Origin of the sequence: Brevibacillus nitrificans, assembly GCF_003710965.1 — a bacterium.
GTDB classification, from domain to species: Bacteria; Bacillota; Bacilli; order Brevibacillales; family Brevibacillaceae; genus Brevibacillus; species Brevibacillus centrosporus.
In genome coordinates this window covers 32,114-53,560 of sequence record NZ_RHHU01000022.1, presented here as the reverse complement: position 1 = coordinate 53,560, position 21,447 = coordinate 32,114, and the positions used below count along the sequence as shown (strand labels likewise).

The following is a 21,447-nucleotide window of genomic DNA, read 5'->3' as shown; positions in this document are numbered from 1 at the left end:
CATTAGCGGGTTTTGCATTTTTCCATGCAACCTTTTGAGCGTTCGTTCGTAATACGAGTGTGAGGCCTAGGAAAGATTGAAGACACCGAGCGTGTTCAAGCGGGTGGATTCCTTTTGCAGGACGTCTTCTAGCTTGATGTCCGTGATGTTGCAGAGAGCTGCCAGGTAAAAAAGGTTTTTGCCCAGCTCGGCGGTTACGACATCGCGGCAATGCTCGCACAAGGGACCTGTGAAATGGGTGTCCAAATACGATTTGTTTTCCTCCAGATTTTTACTGGAGTCGTACGTTTGTTTCTTCGCAGCTACTTCGACACAGCCGCACTCCGTGACCGCTTTTGTCAGCGATCGATTGATGCGGGATGCAGTTTCCTGAACTTTGGACATGACGTCCAGTACGCTTCGATGCCTGATCAAGAGTTCGGAGACTTGCGTTTGAAAGTCATCTAAGTTGCTTCTGTCCATGTGGTTCACCTCTGCTTTAGGCTGTAAATATCGTCAAAATTTTCGAACATTACGCTACAGCCATTATAAGAAGGGAGCCATGCCTCTGTCAATTTGTATCAAAAGGAAACGGACGTTCGAGGTTGACGGCAAAATGTTAGTTATGTTAAAATTTTTAGCTATTTGACATGGCAAATTAAATTTTGCTATAGTTGGGGGGAAAGTGGTGATGATTGGTTTTCACCATTTGGAAAGAAATAGGGTTTTACTTATAGGCTTCTGTCTATATTAATAAAAGGAGGTGAAGGCATGGTACGCCGCATAGGAAAAATCTTTTTTGTTTTGGTTGGTGGGGGCTTGGGCTACCAGTATGGGGCTGACTTGTTCTCATTGTTAAACCAGCTGTTGAATTTTGGAGAGATCGCAGGTACGCAATACATTGGTGCGGTTCTTGGTGCCATCTTGTTCTTCTTTTTAGCCAACTGGCTCTTGGACTACATCTTGAGAGTGATTCGTTGGGGAGAAGAGACGCTCGTTAAGATGCCAATTGTGGATGTCATGTTCGGAGCGATGGGGTTGATTAGTGGTCTTATTGTTGCCTTTTTATTATTCCTGCCCATCAGTAAAATTCCGATTCCCGTGATAGGAGATTTGTTGCCACTGGTCGTGTCTGGTTTGCTTGGTTATTTGGGTTTCCAAGTGGGATTCCGCAAACGGGACGAAATTATGGCTGTATTTTCTATCGGTCGGAAGGATAGGAAAAAAGACAATAGCAACACCACTACGAACGTCGAGAACAAGATTCTCGATACGAGCGTGATCATCGATGGCCGCATTGCGGACATCTGCCGCACGGGCTTCTTGGAAGGCGTGCTGGTCATTCCAGGATTCGTACTGGAGGAACTTCAACATATTGCTGATTCTTCCGACGTGCTGAAACGAAACAGAGGACGTCGTGGACTTGATATTTTGAACAAGATTCAAAAGGAAATGAAAGTGAAAGTGCAGATTTGGGAAGGTGACTTTGAAGAAGTCTCTGAGGTAGACAGCAAGCTGATCAAGCTGGCGAAAGTCATGAACGGGAAAGTCGTGACGAATGACTTCAACCTGAACAAAGTATGCGAGCTGCAAGGTGTCGCTGTGTTGAACATCAATGATTTGGCAAACGCGGTGAAGCCGGTCGTCCTGCCAGGTGAAGAAATGAACGTTCAAGTCATCAAGGACGGCAAGGAGCACGGCCAAGGGGTTGCTTATCTCGATGATGGCACCATGATCGTCGTGGAAGGCGGACGTGAGTATATCGGCAATGAAGTGGATGTACTCGTGACCAGCGTGCTGCAAACTTCTGCTGGACGTATGATTTTCGCTAAGCCTAAACTGTTGGAAAAAGCATTGTAGAGAGATTGAGAGGGAAAACAAGTGGGGACAGGAGTCGTGATCGTGGCCGCAGGTTCTGGGAAAAGAATGGGCGGTGAACGAAACAAACTGTGGTTGCCTCTGGGTGGGGAGCCGATTTTGGCTCATACGGTTCGCCTGTTTGCTACACACCGGGAGATTGATGAGATCGTACTGGTTGTGAGTGCAGAGGACCATAGTAATGTACTGAAATGGCTTGATCGGGAGCGGATCCGTGTAAAGGTGACCTTAGGTGGTGCCGAACGGCAGGACAGCGTGAGAAACGGACTGACCGCTCTTTCTGATAACTGCTCTTTTGTGCTTGTTCACGATGCTGCCCGTCCTTTCATTACTCGCCAACAGATCAGCGCTCTGATCAAAAAGGTTCAACAGGATCAGGCAACGATTGTGGCTGTACCAGTCAAGGATACGATAAAAGTGGTGGGGGCGACTGGGATTGTAGAGTCGACCCCAGCGCGTGAAAGCTTGTGGGCTGTGCAAACCCCACAAGCTTTTCGTATGTCTTTGCTAAGAGAGGCGCATCAGGCGGCTGTGGAGACCGGCAAAATGGGAACAGATGACGCCATGCTCGTGGAATGGCTAGGTCACCCTGTGACAATCATGCAAGGAAGCTATGAGAATATAAAAATCACCACGCCCGACGATCTGTGGCTAGGTGAAGAGATCTTACGGAAAAGAAAGGGAGAGTAAACCATGCGGATTGGACAAGGCTTTGATGTGCATCAGTTGGTAGAGGGACGGCCATGTATGATTGGAGGAGTCACGATCCCTTATGAAAAGGGGTTGCTTGGACACTCCGATGCAGATGTTCTGCTGCATGCGATCAGCGACGCGATTCTGGGAGCGATCGGAGAAGGGGATATCGGCAGACACTTTCCCGATACGGATCCCGAATTCAAGGACGCGGATAGCGTAAAGCTGCTGGAGCATGTGTGGGGATTGGTCAAAGAGAGAGGCTATCGTTTGGGGAATGTCGATGCGACGATCATTGCGCAAGCTCCCAAAATGGCTCCGTACATCCCGCAAATGCGTGAAGTCATAGCGCGCGTGCTGGAAGCGGAAGATCCTTCGCAAGTCAACGTGAAGGCGACAACGACGGAAAAACTGGGCTTTCCAGGACGTGGAGAGGGAATCGCTGCTCAGGCTGCTTGCTTGCTTGTCAAGTAGAGGGGCAAGGTGTAACATAAGGCATTAGAAACATTTTCGTTTATATTCATAAGGATGGTGCTACCCATGGCGAAAGAAATCCGTACGCGATATGCTCCTAGTCCTACGGGGCATTTACATATCGGCGGTGCTCGTACAGCGCTTTTTAACTACCTGTTTGCGAAACATCACGGCGGTTCCTTCATTGTTCGGATTGAAGATACCGACCAAACGCGCAACAAGGAAAATGCTGACGAAGAGCAAATGAAAAACCTGAAATGGCTCGGCGTGAAATGGGAAGAAGGTACAGACGTTGGCGGTCCTTATGGGCCTTATCGCCAAATGGAGCGTCTGGACATCTACCGTACCTATATCGAGCAATTGCTCGCAGAAGGCAAGGCGTACTATTGCTACGCGACCAAAGAAGAGCTGGATGCAGAACGCGAAGAGCAGCTCGCTCGCGGAGAAACACCTCGCATCCTGGAAAAGCATCGTCATGTTACAGATGAGCAGCGCGCTCAATTTGAAGCAGAAGGACGCGTACCATCCATTCACTTCCTCGTTCAGGACGACCGCGAGTACGTGGTCGATGACATGATTCGTGGACAAGTGACTTTTAACTCGAACGAAATGGGCGATTTCGTCATTTGCCGTCCCGACGGAATCCCTACCTATAACTTCGCGGTGGTCATCGACGACTACCTGATGAAGATCAGCCATGTCATTCGTGGGGAAGAGCATCTTTCCAACACCCCGCGTCAGCTGATGATTTATGAGGCGTTTGGTTGGGAGCCGCCACAATTTGCTCACTTGGCTTTGATTCTGAACCAAGAAGGCAAAAAGATGTCCAAGCGCGACGAGAGCATTCTCCAGTTCATCGAGCAATACCGTGATCTGGGCTTCTTGCCGGAAGCGATTGTGAACTTCCTCGTGCTCTTGGGCTGGTCTCCGGGCGGCGAAGAAGAGATCTTCCTCATCGATGATCTCATCAAGCTGTTCTCGATGGATCGCGTGAACAAGTCCCCAGCTGTATTCGATGCAACTAAAATGAACTGGATGAACAACTTCTATCTGAAGCGTCAGCCATTGGATCTGATCACAGATATGTGTGTGCCGCATCTGCAAAAAGCAGGATTTATCGAAGAAAACCTGTCCGATGCCAAAAGAGATTGGGTTCGCAGCATCGTGGGGCTGTATCAGGAGCAAATGTCGTACTGCGCGCAAATCGTTCCGCTCGCAGCTCTTTTCTTCCTCGACGAAGTGGTGTACGATGAGGAGGCGATGTTGGTTTTGAAGGAAGTGCAGCTGCCAGAGGTATTGACTTCTTTCGTCAAACACCTATCGGCACAAGAGGCATATAATGTGGATGTTATCAAAGCGGCGCTGAAGGATGTTCAAAAGGAAACGGGACACAAAGGCAAGGCGTTGTTCATGCCGGTTCGTGTAGCGGCTACAGGGCAGGCGCACGGACGTGATCTCGCAGAAACGCTGTATCTGTTGGGCCGTGACAAAGTGCTGGCCCGCACCAATCAAGTGATTGCAAACGGGCGATAAATTTACGATTGCCTGATTGATAAAAGGATGCGACGACCAGGAGAAGTACGGCGTCAGACACATCTACAGAGAGGGTGGAAAGGTGAGAGCCGCCCGATGTGTCCCGTCTGGAAATGCACCTGGGAGCAATGAGCTGAACGTGCCTGTTTCCTGATGGGCATCAGTAGGTGATTCGGCAGCCCGCCGTTATCGGGCTTATGAGCGCGATCGCTGTGCACCGATGGGGGGCGAACGATCGTAAGCAGAGTGGAACCACGGTAAAAAGCCGTCTCTGTCCCTTTTGATTGAGGGACAGGGACGTTTTTTATTTTACAGAAAGAAAATGAGGCGGGAGGTGCCACCCAGTGTTTGCACAATTAAAAGACGACATTCAAGTTGTATTTGAACGAGACCCGGCAGCGCGCAGTACTCTGGAGGTTGTCATGACCTATTCCGGTTTGCACGCGATATGGGGGCACCGGATTGCCCACAAGCTGTGGAAGGCGGAGTGGTGTACATTGGCTCGCGCTGTTTCTCAGTTATTCCGGTTTTTTACGGGGATTGAGATTCATCCGGGTGCGAGAATCGGCAGAGGGTTGTTTATCGACCACGGAATGGGTGTCGTAATTGGGGAAACGTGTGAGATTGGCGATAACGTGACGATCTACCAGGGTGTGACCTTGGGGGGGACGGGAAAAGAAAAAGGAAAGCGGCATCCGACTATTGGCAATGATGTCATCATCGCGACAGGAGCAAAGGTGTTGGGTTCCTTCAAGATTGGCGATAATTCAAAGATAGGGGCAGGCGCTGTCGTCTTGCAGGAAGTGCCGCCTAACTCGACGGTAGTAGGGATCAAGGCGCGCATTGTCATCCAGGATGGCAAACGCGTAAAATGCGATTTGGACCACGTGAATCTGCCTGACCCAGTGGCAGATACGATCCGTCAAATGCAACGGGAAATTGATCACTTGCGCAAGGAATTGGATCATTTGAGGGAGGATAAAAAGAATCATGAGCATTCAGTTGACTAATACATTGACCAGGCGAAAAGAACCGTTCGTCACAATCGAGCCGGGAAAGGTAAAGATGTATGTGTGCGGTCCTACCGTGTACAACTACATCCACATCGGAAACTCCCGCCCAGCGATCGTGTTTGATACGCTTCGCCGTTATTTGAAGTACCGCGGCTACGAAGTGACTTTCGTGCAAAACATTACGGATGTGGACGACAAACTGATTCGCGTGGCAAACGAGGAAGGGACGACGGTCAAGGAAGTGGCGGACCGCTTTACAGATGCCTTTAACGAAGACCTGCGTTCGCTCAACGTATTGCCGCCGGATATTCAACCGCGCGTCATGCAGACGATTCCGGAAATCATTACTTTTGTCGAAGGTCTGATTGAAAAAGGATTTGCCTACGAAAGTGAAGGGGACGTCTATTTCCGCACTGGCCGTTTTCGTGAATACGGCAAGCTGTCACATCAGCCGCTGGATGACTTGCAGGCAGGTGCCCGTGTGGAAATCAACGAGAAGAAAGAGCATCCTCTCGATTTCGCCCTGTGGAAAGCCGCGAAGCCAGGTGAAGTGGCTTGGAGCAGCCCTTGGGGAGAAGGCCGCCCAGGCTGGCATATCGAATGCTCGGCGATGGCACTGAAGTTTCTTGGGGAAGAAATCGATATTCATGCCGGTGGTACGGATCTGGTGTTCCCGCACCATGAGAACGAAATTGCGCAGTCTGAATGCTTTACTGGCAAGGTATTTGCTCGCTACTGGCTGCACAACGGCATGCTGAATATCAACAACGAAAAAATGTCCAAATCACTGGGGAACTTCCTGCTGGCGAGAGATTTGGTGCAAAAGTTTGGCGGTCAGCTAATTCGCTTTTTCATGCTGCTGGGTCATTATCGCAACCCGATCAATTTCAGCGATGACCTGCTGGAGCAAGCCTCCAATGGACTGGAACGAATCAAGACAGCCTACAACAACTTAAGCTACCGCCTGGACTTGGCGCGAGACGAGGAGCCGAACGGTCAGGCAGAAGAGCAAGCACGGATCATCGGCGAGCTGCGAGAGCGGTTCATTACAGAAATGGACGACGATCTGAATACAGCCAACGCCATCACGGTACTGTTTGATGTGGTCAAAGAAGCAAACCTGTACATGCGCCAGGAGAATGTTGGGAAGACGGAAATTCAGGCGTACAAGGATCTGCTCGTGGAACTGACAGGGGTGCTCGGTTTGATCCTGGAGCAGGAAGAAGACCTGCTGGACAGTGAGATCGACGCTTTGATCGAGGAGCGGACAGAAGCTCGCAGGGCCCGTAATTTTGCGCGTTCCGACGAAATTCGCGATCTGCTGGCTGCAAAAGGAATCGTGCTGGAAGACACTCCACAGGGTGTTCGCTGGCGCCGAAAATAAGGGGCCGAAGAGACGAAATGCAAAAAGAAGAATTGACCCGAGACCCGAATCAGACGAATCCGCTCGTGCTGGCTTTCCTCGGAGACGCTACGTATGCCCACTGTGTGAGGTATCATTTGATTGCCAAGGGGCTGGTGAAACCAAATCTGCTCCACAAAACGGCAAACCGTTACGTTTCGGCAAAGGCGCAGGCGAACATTTTGTTGACCCTGCTGCCTACTTTGCCGGAAGACGAGGTAAACGTCGTGAAGCGGGGACGAAATGCCAAGTCCGGGTCTACCGCGAAAAATGCGGATATTATTGATTATCGACATGCGACAGCATTTGAAGCGCTCATCGGGTATTTGTATCTGAACGGAAAAGAAGAGCGGATCGCTGAAATCATGCAACAGGCTTTTGCGATTGTGGAAGGAGAATAACGATGAGTGAAGAGTGGATTCTCGGGAAAAACCCGGTGATCGAGGCGCTCCGGTCAGGGCGCACGATCAATAAGATTTGGATTGCGGAGGGCACGAACAAGAACCTGATGGCACCTGTCTTTGCGCTGGCAAAGGAGCAAGGTGTGATCGTGACGACAGCCAATCGCAAAAAGCTGGATCAGCTTGTTTCTACAGATAACCACCAGGGTGTAGTGGCTTCTGTTGCTGCGTATGATTACGTGGAAGTAGACGACATTTTGAAACGGGCGGAAGAGAAGAACCAGCCGCCATTTATTCTGCTGCTGGACGAGCTGGAGGATCCGCACAATCTCGGCTCCATCATGCGTACGGCAGATGCAGTAGGCGCGCATGGTGTCATCATTCCGAAAAGGCGCTCGGTAAGCCTGACAGCAACTGTGGCGAAAGCGTCAGCGGGCGCGATCAACTACGTTCCGGTTGCCAGGGTAACGAATCTGGTTCGTACGATGGAAGAGCTGAAAGAACGCGGTGTCTGGATTGCAGGCACAGATGCGAGTGCCAAACAGGATTTCCGTCAAGGCGATTACACGATGCCACTCGCGATCGTGATAGGCAGTGAAGGAAAAGGCATCAGCCGTTTGGTGCGGGAAAACTGTGACTTTCTGTACAGCCTTCCTATGGCGGGCAATGTGACCTCGCTGAATGCCTCTGTGGCAGCCGCTCTCTTGATGTATGAAGTCTATCGCTCCCGGAGTCCATTACCGACGCGGGTGAAATAATATGGCCAAAAAGAAAGCCAAGCAACTGTTGATCGTGGATGGTTACAATATCATCGGTGCCTGGCCGGACCTGCGAGCCTTGAAAGATCAGGATCGAATGGACGAGGCTCGCGATCTGCTGGTTTCCAAAATGGCGGAATACCAGAGCTTTACCGGCATGAAAGTCATCATAGTGTTTGACGCGTACAATGTGCCGGGAATCGGACGTCAAATCGAAGACTACAAAGTGGAAATCTACTTCACCAAGAAAAAGGAGACAGCTGACGAAAAAATCGAGCAGCTCGTCTCCGAATTTCAGCAAAAAAATCGGCAAATTTATGTAGCAACCTCTGACTATACCTCGCAGCGTGTCATATTTGGTCAGGGGGCTTTGCGCAAATCGGCACGGGAGTTATTGCTGGACATGGAAGTAGCAGGCAAAGAGATCAAGCAGCAGGTCGATCAAACCAAGGAAGAACGCTTCTCCAAACGCATTTTGCTGAATGATGAAATAGCGAAAATATTCGAAAAATGGAGAAGGGAATAACTTGGATTCGGTTGACGCTTTTTTACGGCACATGTATAATAACGCTATCTATGGAGAAACCGGTTGGCGGAGGGATCATTTGTGAGTGTTGACCTCAAGGAGCTAATGCATGCCCAATATGAACTAATGACCGACGAAGAAGTTGTCGACCTGGTTCGCGATAATCACGCCGAAGCCTTGGAGTACTTGATTAACAAGTACAAAAACTTCGTGCGCGCCAAAGCGAGATCCTATTTTCTTATTGGGGCTGACCGCGAGGATATCGTACAGGAAGGCATGATTGGCCTGTACAAGTCTATTCGCGACTTCCGAGGGGACAAGCTCACTTCTTTCAAGGCATTTGCCGAGCTATGCATCACCAGGCAGATTATTACAGCGATAAAGACGGCTACCAGACAAAAGCATATCCCGCTCAACTCCTACGTATCGCTGGATAAACCTATCTACGATGAGGACTCTGACCGCACCCTGCTGGATGTCATTTCAGGAACCAAGGTAACGGATCCCGAGGAATTGTTCATCAATCGCGAAGAGTTTGATGATATCGAAGGGAAAATGAGCGAGATTTTAAGCGATCTGGAACGGCAGGTATTGATGCTCTATCTGGACGGGAGATCGTACCAGCAGATCGCAGTCGAGCTGAAGCGTCACGTAAAATCGATCGATAACGCTCTGCAGCGAGTTAAGCGCAAACTAGAGCGATATTTGGAAGGAAGAGAGATTCATCTGTAAATCAGAGAATCTCTCTTTTCTTTCATTTCATGAAATATCAGTGGGCGCATCCCTTGACAGTCAAGGGAAAATCTGGTCTTTTGATGGAACAAAATGTTTTCACTTTGTCAAGCCGTTTTGTTGACATGAGTTTTTGGGTGTGATAAATTTGTTTAGGTAGCCATAGACTCTTGTCTCTCTTGTTCTATGGTTGCTTTGGTGAAATGGTCAGGAAAAAGTAGCGGTTTTCCCGTACTATTAATCATCGGGTTTACTTTTAACTAATAGCAGGTTTGAAATGAGATGGAGGTGGCAATAAATGCGAGTAAACATCACGTTGGCGTGCACTGAGTGTGGCGAGCGTAACTATATCTCCACAAAGAACAAACGCACCACAACTGAGCGTGTTGAACTGAAAAAGTATTGCTCCCGTGACAAGAAGCAAACCCTTCATCGCGAGACGAAGTAATGGTTGACGCGACGAAGTCTGGGGGTGGCAAAGTGGGTTTTTTAGCACGAATCGGAGCCAGTTTTCGCCGAACCGGTGGATTTTTTGGCGACGTAATGTCCGAACTGAAGAAAGTTCGTTGGCCCAACCGTAAAGAGTTAACGACCTACACACTGGTAGTTATGGTTACTGTTGTGCTGCTGGCGATATTCTTCTTCGTCGTTGATTTGGGTATCTCGCGCTTGATCGATTTGATTCTAGGAAAGTAATTTTGCTAGTCTTAGGAGGGACGGACGGTAATCGTCCTGTTGGATATGGAAAAAGCATGGTATGTACTTCATACGTACTCAGGTTACGAAAACAAGGTTAAAACCAATCTAGAGAAGCGACTCGAGTCGATGGGCATGGAAGACAAGATCTTTCGCGTTCTTGTCCCCACTGAAGAAGAGGTGGAGACCAAGGATGGTAAAAAGCGTGTCGTCACGAAAAAAGTGTTTCCTGGATACGTCCTTGTTGAAATGGTGATGACGGACGATTCTTGGTATGTCGTGCGTAACACTCCTGGGGTTACCGGCTTTGTCGGATCCACGGGCGCCGGTTCCAAGCCGACAGCGCTGCGTCCTGAAGAGGCCGATACGATTCTCAAACAAATGGGAATCGAAATTCCCAAGATCAGAGTCGATTTTGCTCTCCGCGATATGGTGCGCGTCACAGATGGTCCGTTTTCCAATCGCACCGGGGAGATTATCGAGATTCACCCGGACAGGCAGAAGGTCCGCGTATTGGTGGACATCTTCGGTCGCGAAACACCGGTAGAGCTAGACTTTACACAAGTTCAGAAATTGGATTAGGATTCAACTTGAAAAGTATCGCGCTATGTGGTACATTTCATTTTGTTTTTACAATCCCACCACAATATTTTGGGGTTTCTTGCACTCTCACTATAGATCGAAAGTCATTATGGCTTTCACCAAACAGTGGGAGGGGGCATTCCCCCGTAATAACCACATGTGAAGTAAGGAGGTGTCTTACGTGGCTAAGAAGGTTATCCGCGTAATCAAATTGCAAATCCCAGCAGGTAAAGCGAATCCTGCACCTCCAGTAGGTCCGGCTCTCGGTCAAGCTGGTGTAAACATCATGGGATTCTGTAAAGAATTCAACGCTCGCACTGAAAGCGAAGCAGGCATGATCATTCCGGTGGAAATCACCGTATTTGAAGATCGTTCTTTCACTTTCATCACGAAGACTCCACCAGCTGCTGTTCTGTTGAAAAAAGCTGCTGGCATCGAGTCCGGTTCCGGCGTACCAAACAAAACAAAAGTTGCTACGCTGAAACGCGACAAAGTTCGTGAAATCGCTGAACTGAAGCGTCCTGACCTGAATGCTGCATCCGTGGAAGCGGCTATGCGCATGGTGGAAGGTACAGCTCGTTCTATGGGCATCGTTATCGAAGACTAATTGTCTTGGTGCAAGGGGGCACAGACGTTGTGCCCCCTGTCTGTGGGAGGATTAACCGCTACGACCACATTGAAGGGAGATTTAAAAAATGGCCAAAAAAGGTAAGAAATATCAAGAGGCTGTAAAGCTCGTTGATAAAAACAAAGTTTACGAAGTAGCAGAAGGTATTGAGCTGGTTAAAAAAGCAGCTACTGCTAAATTCGATGAAACTGTTGAAGCAGCATTCCGTCTGGGTGTAGACCCTAAGCGTGCTGACCAACAAATCCGTGGTGCAGTTGTACTGCCACACGGTACTGGTAAAGTTCAACGTGTTCTGGTATTCGCTAAAGGCGAAAAAGCGAAAGATGCAGAAGCAGCTGGCGCAGACTTCGTAGGCGATGCTGACATGATCGCAAAAATTCAAGGTGGCTGGTTCGACTTTGACGTCGTAGTAGCTACTCCAGATATGATGGGTGAAGTAGGTAAATTGGGTCGTGTACTCGGTCCAAAAGGCCTGATGCCAAACCCTAAAACCGGTACTGTTACTTTCGACGTAACAAAAGCGGTTAACGAAATCAAAGCTGGTAAAATTGAGTACCGCGTTGACAAAGCAGGTAACATCCACGCTCCGATCGGTAAAGCATCCTTCGATGGTGAGAAATTGGTTGAAAACCTGGCTGCGTTGACTGAAGCACTGAACCGTGCAAAACCAGCTGCAGCAAAAGGCATTTACATGAAAAATGTAACACTGAGCTCCACTATGGGTCCTGGTGTACGCGTTGCTGTGAAATAATGACACTTGACTTCCTTTTGGGAAGTTGATACGATAGTGCCTGTTGATGAAAAGAATATGCCGTAGACAGAAGGTGCGAGGTTCGCGAGAGCTGAGCTTAATATCCCTCCGAGGCGTGTAATGTACGAAAGAGGAAACGACGCTTTCCTTTGACGATATAGCATTATGCCCTCGTGAATGTCTGCGAGGGCATTCTTCATTTTCTAGGATAGAGCACGGGAGGTGTAAACAATGGCAGAAATTCGTCCAACCGTTATTCGTGAAGAGAAAGTACAAGCGATCAACGAAATCGCTGGCAAATTGCGTGATAGCCAAACCACAGTAGTGGCTGACTACCGCGGTCTGACTGTAGCCCAAGTTACTGAGCTCCGCAAACAATTGCGTGAAGCAGGTGTTGAGTTCCAGGTGTTGAAAAACTCCCTGACTCGCTTGGCTACTGAGAAGGAAAGCCTGACTGAACTGGATCAATATCTGACTGGCCCGAACGCTTTGGCGTTCTCCAAAGATGATATCATCGCTCCAGCGAAGATCATTGCTGAATTCGCGAAGAAAAACGACAAGCTGGAAATCAAAGGTGGCGTAATCGAAGGTAAAGTTGTTGGTGCTGAACAAATCAAAGCACTGGCTTCCCTACCATCCCGCGAAGGTCTCCTTTCCATGCTTCTCTCCGTCCTGCAAGCTCCAATGCGCAACGTTGCACTGGCAGTCAAAGCAGTGGCAGAACAAAAAGAAGGTCAAGGCGCGTAATCGTCTGATCGGCTAGTAACAACTAAAAACTTTTCCTTGAATGGGAGGATTTCAAAATGTCTAAAGAGCAAATCTTGGAAGCCATCAAAGGCATGTCCGTTCTCGAACTGAACGATCTGGTAAAAGCAATTGAAGACGAATTCGGTGTTACTGCTGCAGCTCCTGTAGCTGTAGTTGCTGGTGGCGCTGCTGAAGCTGCTGCTGAGCAAACTGAATTCACTGTAAACCTGGTAAGCGGCGGCGCTTCCAAAATCAACGTAATCAAAGTTGTTCGCGAACTGACTGGTCTGGGTCTGAAAGAAGCAAAAGACCTGGTAGACAACGCTCCAAAAACACTCAAAGAGGGCGTTTCCAAAGACGAAGCAGAAGCTCTCAAAGCGAAACTCGAAGAAGCTGGCGCACAAGTAGAAGTAAAGTAAGTTAGCTTCCCAATGGAAATCCCCTTGCCTGCGGCAGGGGGATTTTCTGTACAGATAGGAATCCTGCATTCCTGTCCGGCACCATTTGCTTTTGTATGGATGAAGAAAGGTGGATCACACAAGTGTCAGATCACTACTACACCAGTCGACCAGGTGCTGCGCATGACGAACAGCAATTTTCTTTTCTACTACGAGGGTATGAGCTTCGCTTTTATACGGATGCGGGTGTCTTTTCCCGAGATCGGATTGACTTCGGGAGTGTCCTGCTCATTGAAAATATGAAAGTGGCTCCCCATGCGCGCGTGCTCGATGTGGGTTGTGGTTATGGGCCCATCGGCTTGACTGCTGCAAAACTCGCTGCGCAAGGCAAAGTGACCATGATTGATGTAAATGAGCGTGCCGTTCATTTGGCTCGGCGAAATGCAGAAGGCAACGGCATCAAAAATGTCGATATCCGCGTAAGTGATGTTTACAGCGAGGTACAAGGCGAAACGTTTGATGTCATCTTGACCAACCCACCGATTCGCGCAGGTAAGGAGATTGTGCATCGGATCTTTACCGAAGGATACGAGCTGCTTGCTGAAGGCGGAGAGATGTGGGTGGTCATCCAGAAAAAGCAGGGTGCCCCGTCAGCATTAAAGAAACTGCAAGAAACGTATCGGGAAGTAGAAGAAGTAGACCGTTCCAAAGGCTACTCCATTTTTCGGGCAGTGAAATAGTCAAGATTCAGTTCTTAGAAAAGTTTTCTTGACGCGTATATTTCATTGTGGTAGCATTATAAAATGTCAATATGGGATAAATGTCTATTTTTCAGTAATTCCCTGTCTGTCAAGCATTTTCTTCTTTTTTCCTTTGGGAGGAATGTTCGAGTAAAAACATGGGAATTCTTTTAAAATAGAGTTTCTCTGGGTTAAAAATGGTCTTACTGGTTTAACCCATTTTTCTATTTGAGGCATTCGTCTGCGATTTAAGCTGATTGAATGCCAAGTTTCTATGTGTGAAAACACAACCTGAGGGGTGAATAAGTTGGCAGGTAAAGTGATTCAAAGTGGCCGACACCGCCAGCGTCGTACGTATTCACGTATTAACGAAGTGCTGGGCCTTCCAAATCTCATCGAGATTCAGCAAAAGTCCTACCAATGGTTCCTTGATGAGGGTCTGCGTGAGATGTTCCAAGACATTTCGCCAATCCAGGACTTCACTGGCAATCTCGTGCTGGAGTTTATCGACTACAGCTTGGGAGAGCCGAAGTACGATGTTGACGAGTCGAAAGAACGTGACGTCACCTATGCGGCGCCTCTGCGTGTGAAGGTACGTTTGTTGAACAAAGAGACGGGAGAAGTGAAGGAACAAGAAGTCTTCATGGGGGATTTCCCGCTCATGACCGAAACGGGAACCTTCATTATTAACGGGGCTGAGCGTGTCATTGTCAGCCAGCTTGTTCGTTCCCCCAGTGTATATTACAACACCAAAGTGGACAAAAACGGCAAGCAGACGTTTACAGCAACTGTAATCCCGAACCGGGGTGCATGGCTGGAGTTGGAGACCGATGCGAAAGACGTCATTTATGTCCGCATCGACCGTACGCGAAAAATCCCGGTAACGGTCCTTTTGCGTGCGCTGGGCTTTGGTTCTGACATCGAGATCCTCAACTTGCTGGGTGAAGACGAGTACATCAAGAACACGCTGGAAAAAGACAATACGGACTCTACCGAGAAAGCGCTGATCGAAATCTATGAGCGCCTTCGTCCAGGTGAGCCGCCAACAGTCGAGAACGCGAAGAGCCTGTTGATCTCTCGCTTCTTCGATCCAAAGCGTTATGACCTCGCTTCTGTTGGTCGTTACAAAATGAACAAAAAGCTTCATCTGAAAAACCGTCTGTACAATCAGCGTCTGGCGGAAACGTTGGTAGATACCAGCACGGGTGAGATTTTTGCCGAAGCCGGCCAAATGATCGACCGTCGTATCCTGGATCGTATCCTGCCAGGTCTGGAAGAGAGCATCAACTTCATTGATGTTCGTACACATGGCGGTGTTCTGGAAGATGAAGCGATTCATCTGCAATCCATTAATATTTTCTCTCCGATTGAAGATGGCAAGATCATCAAGGTAATCGGAAACGGAAATGTAGATAAATCGTTCAAACACATTACGCCTTCTGATATCGTAGCAGCGATCAACTACTTCATGAACCTGCTGCACGGCGTAGGTTCGACAGACGATATTGACCACTTGGGTAACCGTCGTCTGCGTTCCGTGGGTGAGCTCTTGCAGAACCAGTTCCGTATCGGGCTTTCCCGTATGGAGCGCGTAGTACGTGAGCGCATGTCCATCCAGGACCAGAACCAGATCACGCCGCAAGCTCTGATCAACATCCGTCCAGTGATCGCATCACTGAAGGAGTTCTTTGGTAGCTCACAGCTGTCTCAGTTCATGGACCAAACCAACCCGCTTGCTGAGCTGACGCACAAACGCCGTCTCTCTGCACTCGGACCAGGTGGTTTGACTCGCGAGCGCGCGGGCTTTGAAGTGCGCGACGTTCACCATTCCCACTACGGTCGTATGTGTCCAATTGAAACGCCAGAGGGTCCAAACATTGGTTTGATCAACTCCCTGTCGTCCTTTGCGCGCATCAACGACTACGGCTTTATCGAAACACCTCGTCGCAAGGTAGACCCTGAGACTGGTTACGTTTTAACCGATATCAGCTACCTGACAGCCGATGAAGAAGACGTGTTCAACGTGGCTCAGGCGAACCAACCACTCGACGAAGTGGGTCGCTTTGTAAATGACATGGTTATTTGTCGACGTAAGGGCGAGATTCTGAGCGTACCACGTGACAAAGTTGACTTCATGGACGTATCGCCTAAGCAGGTTGTGTCTGTAGCGACCGCTTTGATTCCGTTCCTGGAAAACGATGACGCCAACCGCGCACTGATGGGTTCCAACATGCAGCGGCAGGCCGTTCCGCTTTTGATTCCACAAGCACCGTTCGTCGGTACGGGTATGGAGCATAAAGCAGCACAGGATTCCGGGGTAGCGATCGTAGCCAAGCATCCGGGTCAAGTGGAACGCGTGACTGCCCGCGAGATCTGGATTCGTCGTTACAAGGAAATCGACGGCAAGAAGGTTGCTGGCGATGTCGACAAATATAAAATGCATAAATTTATCCGTTCCAACCAAGGTACGTGCATCAACCAACGCCCGATCGTAAGCCGCGGCGACTGGATTGAAAAAGGCGATATCATTGGTGACGGTCCATCCACCGAAAAAGGTGAATTGGCTCTCGGTCGTAACGTGATTGTCGCGTTTATGACATGGGAAGGGTACAACTACGAAGATGCGATTCTTCTTTCTGAGAAACTGGTAAAAGACGACGTTTATACGTCTATCCATATCGAAGAATACGAATCCGAAGCTCGTGACACCAAGCTCGGTCCGGAAGAAATCACGCGCGACATCCCGAACGTAGGGGAAGACGCGCTGAAAAACCTGGACGAACGCGGTATTATCCGCGTGGGTGCGGAAATTCAGGACGGCGACATTCTGGTAGGTAAGGTTACTCCTAAAGGGGTTACTGAGCTGACAGCAGAAGAGCGACTCCTGCACGCGATCTTTGGTGAAAAAGCACGTGAAGTCCGCGATACTTCCCTGCGCGTGCCGCATGGTGGTTCCGGTATCATCGTAGACGTAAAAGTATTTACCCGCGAGAACGGCGACGAGCTGCCTCCTGGCGTAAACCAACTGGTACGTGTCTACATCGCCCAAAAACGGAAAATTTCCGTGGGTGACAAAATGGCCGGACGCCATGGTAACAAAGGGGTTATCGCCCGTATCATGCCTGAAGAAGACATGCCATTCTTGCCAGACGGTTCTCCGGTAGAGATCGTACTCAACCCATTGGGCGTACCTTCTCGGATGAACATCGGTCAGGTACTCGAGACTCACCTCGGTATGGCAGCCAAGCTTCTCGGTATCCACGTGGCGACTCCGGTATTTGACGGTGCACGTCAGGCGGAAGTATTCGAGACATTGGAAGAAGCCGGATTGGACCGCGACGGTAAAACCATTTTGTACGATGGACGTACAGGTGAACCGTTCGATCGTCGTGTAACAGTCGGTTGCGTATACATGCTGAAACTGGCTCACTTGGTGGATGACAAAATCCACGCCCGTTCTACGGGACCATACTCGCTCGTTACGCAGCAGCCATTGGGTGGTAAAGCTCAATTTGGTGGACAGCGTTTCGGGGAGATGGAGGTTTGGGCACTGGAAGCATACGGTGCTGCCTACACCTTGCAAGAGATCCTTACTGTCAAGTCCGATGACGTCGTGGGCCGCGTGAAAACGTACGAAGCGATCGTGAAAGGCGAAAACGTTCCAGAGCCAGGCGTTCCTGAGTCCTTCAAAGTATTGATCAAGGAACTGCAAAGCTTGGGTATGGACGTGAAGATCCTGTCCGGTGACGAGCAAGAGATCGAAATGCGTGAAATGGAAGACGAGGATGAGGGCAGCGGTGAAAAACTGAACCTCGTACTCGAAGGCGGAAGCTTGAACGACGACGAGTAAGATTCCGGTACAAAGGGAGGTAACGCCCTGTGATAGACGTGAACAACTTCGAATATATGAAGATCGGCTTGGCTTCCCCCGATAAGATCCGTTCGTGGTCTTTCGGGGAAGTCAAAAAGCCGGAGACGATCAACTACCGTACGCTGAAACCGGAAAAAGACGGCTTGTTCTGCGAACGCATCTTTGGACCAACCAAAGACTGGGAATGTCATTGCGGTAAGTACAAGCGCGTTCGTTATAAAGGGGTCGTGTGCGATCGTTGCGGCGTGGAAGTGACTCGCGCCAAAGTACGTCGTGAGCGCATGGGGCACATCGAACTGGCTGCCCCAGTTTCTCACATCTGGTATTTCAAAGGGATTCCAAGCCGTATGGGTCTGGTTCTCGACATGTCTCCTCGTTCCCTGGAAGAAGTTATCTACTTTGCTTCTTATGTAGTAACGGATCCAGGTGACACCCCTCTCGATAAAAAGCAGCTGCTCTCCGAAAAAGAGTACCGCAACTATCGTGAGAAATACGGCCACTCCTTCCAAGCGATGATGGGTGCAGAAGCGATCAAGCGTCTGCTCGCAGAGATCGATTTGGATAAAGATGTGGAAACGTTGAAAGAAGATCTGAAAACGGCACAAGGACAACGTCGCAACCGTGCGATCAAACGACTGGAAGTACTCGAGGCTTTCCGCAACTCCGGCAACCACCCGGATTGGATGGTATTGGATGTACTCCCAGTGATCCCGCCAGAGCTTCGTCCGATGGTTCAATTGGATGGTGGCCGTTTTGCTACCTCCGACCTGAACGATCTGTACCGTCGTGTGATCAACCGGAACAACCGTCTGAAGCGCCTGCTTGAGCTGGGTGCTCCTGACATCATCGTTCAAAACGAAAAAAGGATGCTGCAAGAAGCAGTAGACGCGCTTATCGATAACGTCCGTCGCGGTCGTCCAGTAACAGGACCAGGTAACCGTCCATTGAAATCCCTCAGCCACATGCTGAAAGGAAAACAAGGACGTTTCCGTCAAAACCTGCTCGGTAAACGTGTAGACTACTCCGGTCGTTCCGTTATCGTAGTAGGACCAAACCTGAAGATGTATCAGTGCGGTTTGCCAAAAGAAATGGCACTGGAGCTCTTCAAGCCGTTCGTGATGAAAGAGCTGGTGGCAAAAGGCCTCGCTCACAACATCAAGAGCGCTAAGCGCAAGGTAGAACGCGTTCAGCCAGAAGTATGGGACGTTCTCGAAGACGTGATTCGCGAGCATCCTGTTCTGTTGAACCGCGCCCCCACCTTGCACCGTCTGGGTATCCAGGCGTTCGAACCAGTATTGGTTGAAGGTCGCGCGATTCGTCTGCATCCACTCGTATGTACGGCATACAATGCGGACTTCGACGGTGACCAAATGGCTGTTCACGTTCCGTTGTCCGCAGAGGCGCAAGCAGAAGCGCGCATCCTCATGCTGGCAGCGCAAAATATCTTGAACCCGAAAGACGGCAAACCAGTAGTAACGCCATCCCAGGACATGGTGCTTGGTTCTTACTACTTGACGTTGGAGCGGGAAGGCGATCGCGGTGAAGGTACGATCTATCGTGATCCGCACGATGCTATTGCTGCGTATCAACAAGGCTTCGTAAGCCTGCAGACTCGTATTGCGATCCCTGCGAAAAGCCTGAAGAAAACGAGCTTTACTGAGCGCCAGCAGAACGCGCTTCTCGTAACGACTGTAGGGAAAGTGATCTTCAACGAGATCTTCCCTCCAGAGCTGCCGTTCATTAATGCTCCTACAAAATCAAACCTGCAAAACATGGTTCCGGATGAGTACTTTATTTTCGAAAAAGGTACGAATGTGAAGGAGTTTATCAAAGCCCTTCCAGATCCGGGTGCTGTGAAAAAAGGCTTCCTGGGTACGATCATCTCCGAGTGCTTCCGTCGTTTCGGTACGATGAAATCCTCGATGATCCTCGATAAAATCAAAGAGCTCGGCTTTACGTACTCCACGAAAGCTGGTATCACGATTGCGGTCGCGGACATTGCCGTACCAGGCAAGAAGAAAGACATCCTCGATGAAGCCGATGCAAAGGTTGCAACTGTCATGACGCAGTTCCGTCGCGGTTTGATCACCGAAGACGAGCGCTATGACCGCGTTATCTCCATCTGGTCCAAAGCCAAGGACGAGGTAACCGAAGTGTTGATGAAATCGATGGATAAGTTCAACGCGATCTTCATGATGGCGAACTCCGGTGCCCGTGGTAACGTATCCCAGATCACTCAGCTGGCTGGTATGCGCGGTCTGATGGCAAACCCATCCGGTCGAATCATTGAGTTGCCGATTAAATCGAACTTCCGTGAAGGTCTGACCGTATTGGAGTACTTTATCTCCACGCACGGTGCGCGGAAAGGTCTCGCCGATACGGCACTGCGTACTGCGGACTCGGGTTATCTGACTCGTCGTCTCGTAGACGTTGCCCAAGACGTGATCGTCCGCGAAAGAGATTGCGGAACGGATAAAGGTATTCGCGTTACAGCGATCAAGGATGGTAAAGAAGAAATCGAGAAGCTGTCTGACCGTCTGGTTGGACGTACTTGCTTCGAGACTCTGCGCCACCCTGAGACGAAAGAAGTTATCGTGGGCCGCAACGAGGAAATTTCCGAAGAAGTGGCTGAGTATATCGAGAAAGTCGGTATTACCGAAGTCTACATCCGTAACGTACTGGCTTGCCGCACCAGCCATGGTGTCTGCAAACTTTGCTACGGACGCAACCTGGCAACAGGAGCCGAAGTGGAAGTTGGGGAAGCGGTTGGTATTATCGCGGCTCAATCCATTGGTGAGCCGGGTACCCAGCTGACCATGCGTACCTTCCATACCGGTGGGGTTGCGGGAGACGACATCACCCAAGGTTTGCCGCGTATTCAAGAGCTTTTCGAAGCGCGTAATCCGAAAGGGCAAGCGGTTATCTCCGAAATCGACGGGGAAGTGGTCGATATTCGCGAAGGTAAAGATCGTCGAGAAATCGAAGTTCGTGGGGACGCAGAAAATAAAGTGTACGCAGCTCCGTACGGTTCCCGTATCAAGGTAAGTGTTGGTGCGAAACTGAATGCTGGGGATGAGCTCACTGAAGGTTCTGTTGACCCGAAAGAAATGCTGAAAGTTCGCGGCATGCGCGGCGTTTCCAACTACATCTTGCAAGAGGTACAAAAGGTATACCGTATGCAAGGGGTAGAAATTAACGACAAGCACGTTGAGGTTATGATTCGTCAGATGCTTCGCAAACTGCGTGTCATCGACAGTGGCGATACGGACCTCTTGCCAGGCTCTTATGTAGAAGTACCTGAGTTTGAGCAAGCGAACGCAAAAGTATTGATCGAAGGAAGAAATCCAGCAGTAGGTCGTCCGGTTCTGTTGGGGATTACCAAAGCGTCCCTGGAAACCGACTCCTTCCTGTCGGCAGCTTCTTTCCAAGAAACGACTCGTGTTCTTACCGATGCAGCGATCAAAGGAAAAGTTGACCGCTTGCTGGGTCTGAAAGAGAACGTAATTATTGGGAAACTGGTACCAGCTGGTACAGGTATGTCTCGCTATCGCAATATCAAAGTAGCAAGTCAAGTAGATTACGAAGCAGAGCTTGAGGCGCTGAACGCGCAGCAAGAAGCAGTTTCTGTAGAGTAATCATGGCAAA

General features: G+C 49.6%; 21 protein-coding genes and 1 other annotated feature. Of the genes, 20 read left to right on the top strand and 1 reads right to left on the bottom strand.

Annotated elements, in window-relative coordinates; all coding sequences use genetic code 11:
* Window positions 1-66 precede the first annotated feature (66 nt).
* Complete coding sequence (locus EDM59_RS28795; protein ID WP_122926762.1) at window positions 67-462, bottom strand: nucleoside triphosphate pyrophosphohydrolase family protein; 396 nt, start codon at window positions 460-462, stop codon at window positions 67-69.
* Window positions 463-750: 288 nt separating this feature from the next.
* On the opposite strand from EDM59_RS28795, the gene EDM59_RS28790 reads away from it, so the two are divergent.
* From EDM59_RS28790 to rpoC, 20 genes are all read left to right on the top strand, one after another.
* Complete coding sequence (locus EDM59_RS28790) at window positions 751-1,839, top strand: PIN/TRAM domain-containing protein (protein WP_122926761.1); 1,089 nt, start codon at window positions 751-753, stop codon at window positions 1,837-1,839.
* A gap of 21 nt (window positions 1,840-1,860) precedes the next feature.
* Window positions 1,861-2,547: a 2-C-methyl-D-erythritol 4-phosphate cytidylyltransferase gene (gene ispD / locus EDM59_RS28785; protein WP_122926760.1), complete on the top strand. Its 687-nt coding sequence runs from the start codon at window positions 1,861-1,863 to the stop codon at window positions 2,545-2,547.
* 3 nt (window positions 2,548-2,550) lie between these two features.
* Window positions 2,551-3,024, top strand: coding sequence for a 2-C-methyl-D-erythritol 2,4-cyclodiphosphate synthase (ispF, locus tag EDM59_RS28780; RefSeq protein ID WP_122926759.1), 474 nt, complete (start codon window positions 2,551-2,553; stop codon window positions 3,022-3,024).
* A 66-nt stretch (window positions 3,025-3,090) separates the two neighbouring features.
* On the top strand, window positions 3,091-4,557 hold the full coding sequence (gene gltX / locus EDM59_RS28775) for a glutamate--tRNA ligase (protein ID WP_122926758.1): 1,467 nt from the start codon (window positions 3,091-3,093) through the stop codon (window positions 4,555-4,557).
* 344 nt (window positions 4,558-4,901) lie between these two features.
* Window positions 4,902-5,567, top strand: coding sequence for a serine O-acetyltransferase (gene cysE, locus EDM59_RS28770; RefSeq protein WP_092276928.1), 666 nt, complete (start codon window positions 4,902-4,904; stop codon window positions 5,565-5,567).
* A complete protein-coding gene (cysS, locus tag EDM59_RS28765; RefSeq protein ID WP_122926757.1) occupies window positions 5,548-6,954 on the top strand; it encodes a cysteine--tRNA ligase in 1,407 nt (468 codons plus the stop codon). Before cysE ends, cysS begins: the two co-directional genes overlap by 20 nt.
* Window positions 6,955-6,971: 17 nt before the next feature.
* On the top strand, window positions 6,972-7,373 hold the full coding sequence (locus tag EDM59_RS28760; RefSeq protein ID WP_122926756.1) for a Mini-ribonuclease 3: 402 nt from the start codon (window positions 6,972-6,974) through the stop codon (window positions 7,371-7,373).
* A 2-nt stretch (window positions 7,374-7,375) separates the two neighbouring features.
* Window positions 7,376-8,131: a 23S rRNA (guanosine(2251)-2'-O)-methyltransferase RlmB gene (gene rlmB, locus EDM59_RS28755; RefSeq protein ID WP_092276934.1), complete on the top strand. Its 756-nt coding sequence runs from the start codon at window positions 7,376-7,378 to the stop codon at window positions 8,129-8,131.
* Between the two features lies 1 nt (window position 8,132).
* Window positions 8,133-8,657 carry an NYN domain-containing protein gene (locus EDM59_RS28750; RefSeq protein ID WP_122926755.1) on the top strand — a complete coding sequence of 175 codons (525 nt, stop codon included), beginning with the start codon at window positions 8,133-8,135 and terminating at the stop codon, window positions 8,655-8,657.
* An 81-nt stretch (window positions 8,658-8,738) separates the two neighbouring features.
* Entirely contained in the window at window positions 8,739-9,389 is a 651-nt protein-coding gene (gene sigH / locus EDM59_RS28745) for an RNA polymerase sporulation sigma factor SigH (protein WP_092276940.1), read from the top strand.
* Between the two features lie 298 nt (window positions 9,390-9,687).
* Window positions 9,688-9,837 (top strand): 50S ribosomal protein L33, encoded by a 150-nt coding sequence (gene rpmG / locus EDM59_RS28740; protein WP_003392018.1) that lies wholly within the window; start codon window positions 9,688-9,690, stop codon window positions 9,835-9,837.
* Window positions 9,837-10,085 (top strand): preprotein translocase subunit SecE, encoded by a 249-nt coding sequence (secE, locus tag EDM59_RS28735; RefSeq protein ID WP_092276943.1) that lies wholly within the window; start codon window positions 9,837-9,839, stop codon window positions 10,083-10,085. Before rpmG ends, secE begins: the two co-directional genes overlap by 1 nt.
* Window positions 10,086-10,130: 45 nt before the next feature.
* A complete protein-coding gene (gene nusG, locus EDM59_RS28730) occupies window positions 10,131-10,667 on the top strand; it encodes a transcription termination/antitermination protein NusG (protein ID WP_092276946.1) in 537 nt (178 codons plus the stop codon).
* Between the two features lie 181 nt (window positions 10,668-10,848).
* Window positions 10,849-11,274 carry a 50S ribosomal protein L11 gene (gene rplK / locus EDM59_RS28725; protein WP_023558754.1) on the top strand — a complete coding sequence of 142 codons (426 nt, stop codon included), beginning with the start codon at window positions 10,849-10,851 and terminating at the stop codon, window positions 11,272-11,274.
* A gap of 88 nt (window positions 11,275-11,362) precedes the next feature.
* On the top strand, window positions 11,363-12,046 hold the full coding sequence (gene rplA, locus EDM59_RS28720) for a 50S ribosomal protein L1 (protein WP_092276949.1): 684 nt from the start codon (window positions 11,363-11,365) through the stop codon (window positions 12,044-12,046).
* Between the two features lie 42 nt (window positions 12,047-12,088).
* Window positions 12,089-12,253 (top strand) — a sequence feature (ribosomal protein L10 leader region).
* A gap of 24 nt (window positions 12,254-12,277) precedes the next feature.
* Entirely contained in the window at window positions 12,278-12,793 is a 516-nt protein-coding gene (gene rplJ / locus EDM59_RS28715; protein ID WP_122926754.1) for a 50S ribosomal protein L10, read from the top strand.
* Window positions 12,794-12,849: 56 nt separating this feature from the next.
* On the top strand, window positions 12,850-13,212 hold the full coding sequence (gene rplL / locus EDM59_RS28710; protein ID WP_092276955.1) for a 50S ribosomal protein L7/L12: 363 nt from the start codon (window positions 12,850-12,852) through the stop codon (window positions 13,210-13,212).
* A 122-nt stretch (window positions 13,213-13,334) separates the two neighbouring features.
* Complete coding sequence (locus EDM59_RS28705; RefSeq protein WP_092276958.1) at window positions 13,335-13,931, top strand: class I SAM-dependent methyltransferase; 597 nt, start codon at window positions 13,335-13,337, stop codon at window positions 13,929-13,931.
* A 307-nt stretch (window positions 13,932-14,238) separates the two neighbouring features.
* Window positions 14,239-17,781, top strand: coding sequence for a DNA-directed RNA polymerase subunit beta (rpoB, locus tag EDM59_RS28700; RefSeq protein WP_122926753.1), 3,543 nt, complete (start codon window positions 14,239-14,241; stop codon window positions 17,779-17,781).
* A 29-nt stretch (window positions 17,782-17,810) separates the two neighbouring features.
* Window positions 17,811-21,437 carry a DNA-directed RNA polymerase subunit beta' gene (gene rpoC, locus EDM59_RS28695; protein WP_122926752.1) on the top strand — a complete coding sequence of 1,209 codons (3,627 nt, stop codon included), beginning with the start codon at window positions 17,811-17,813 and terminating at the stop codon, window positions 21,435-21,437.
* Window positions 21,438-21,447: the final 10 nt, after the last annotated feature.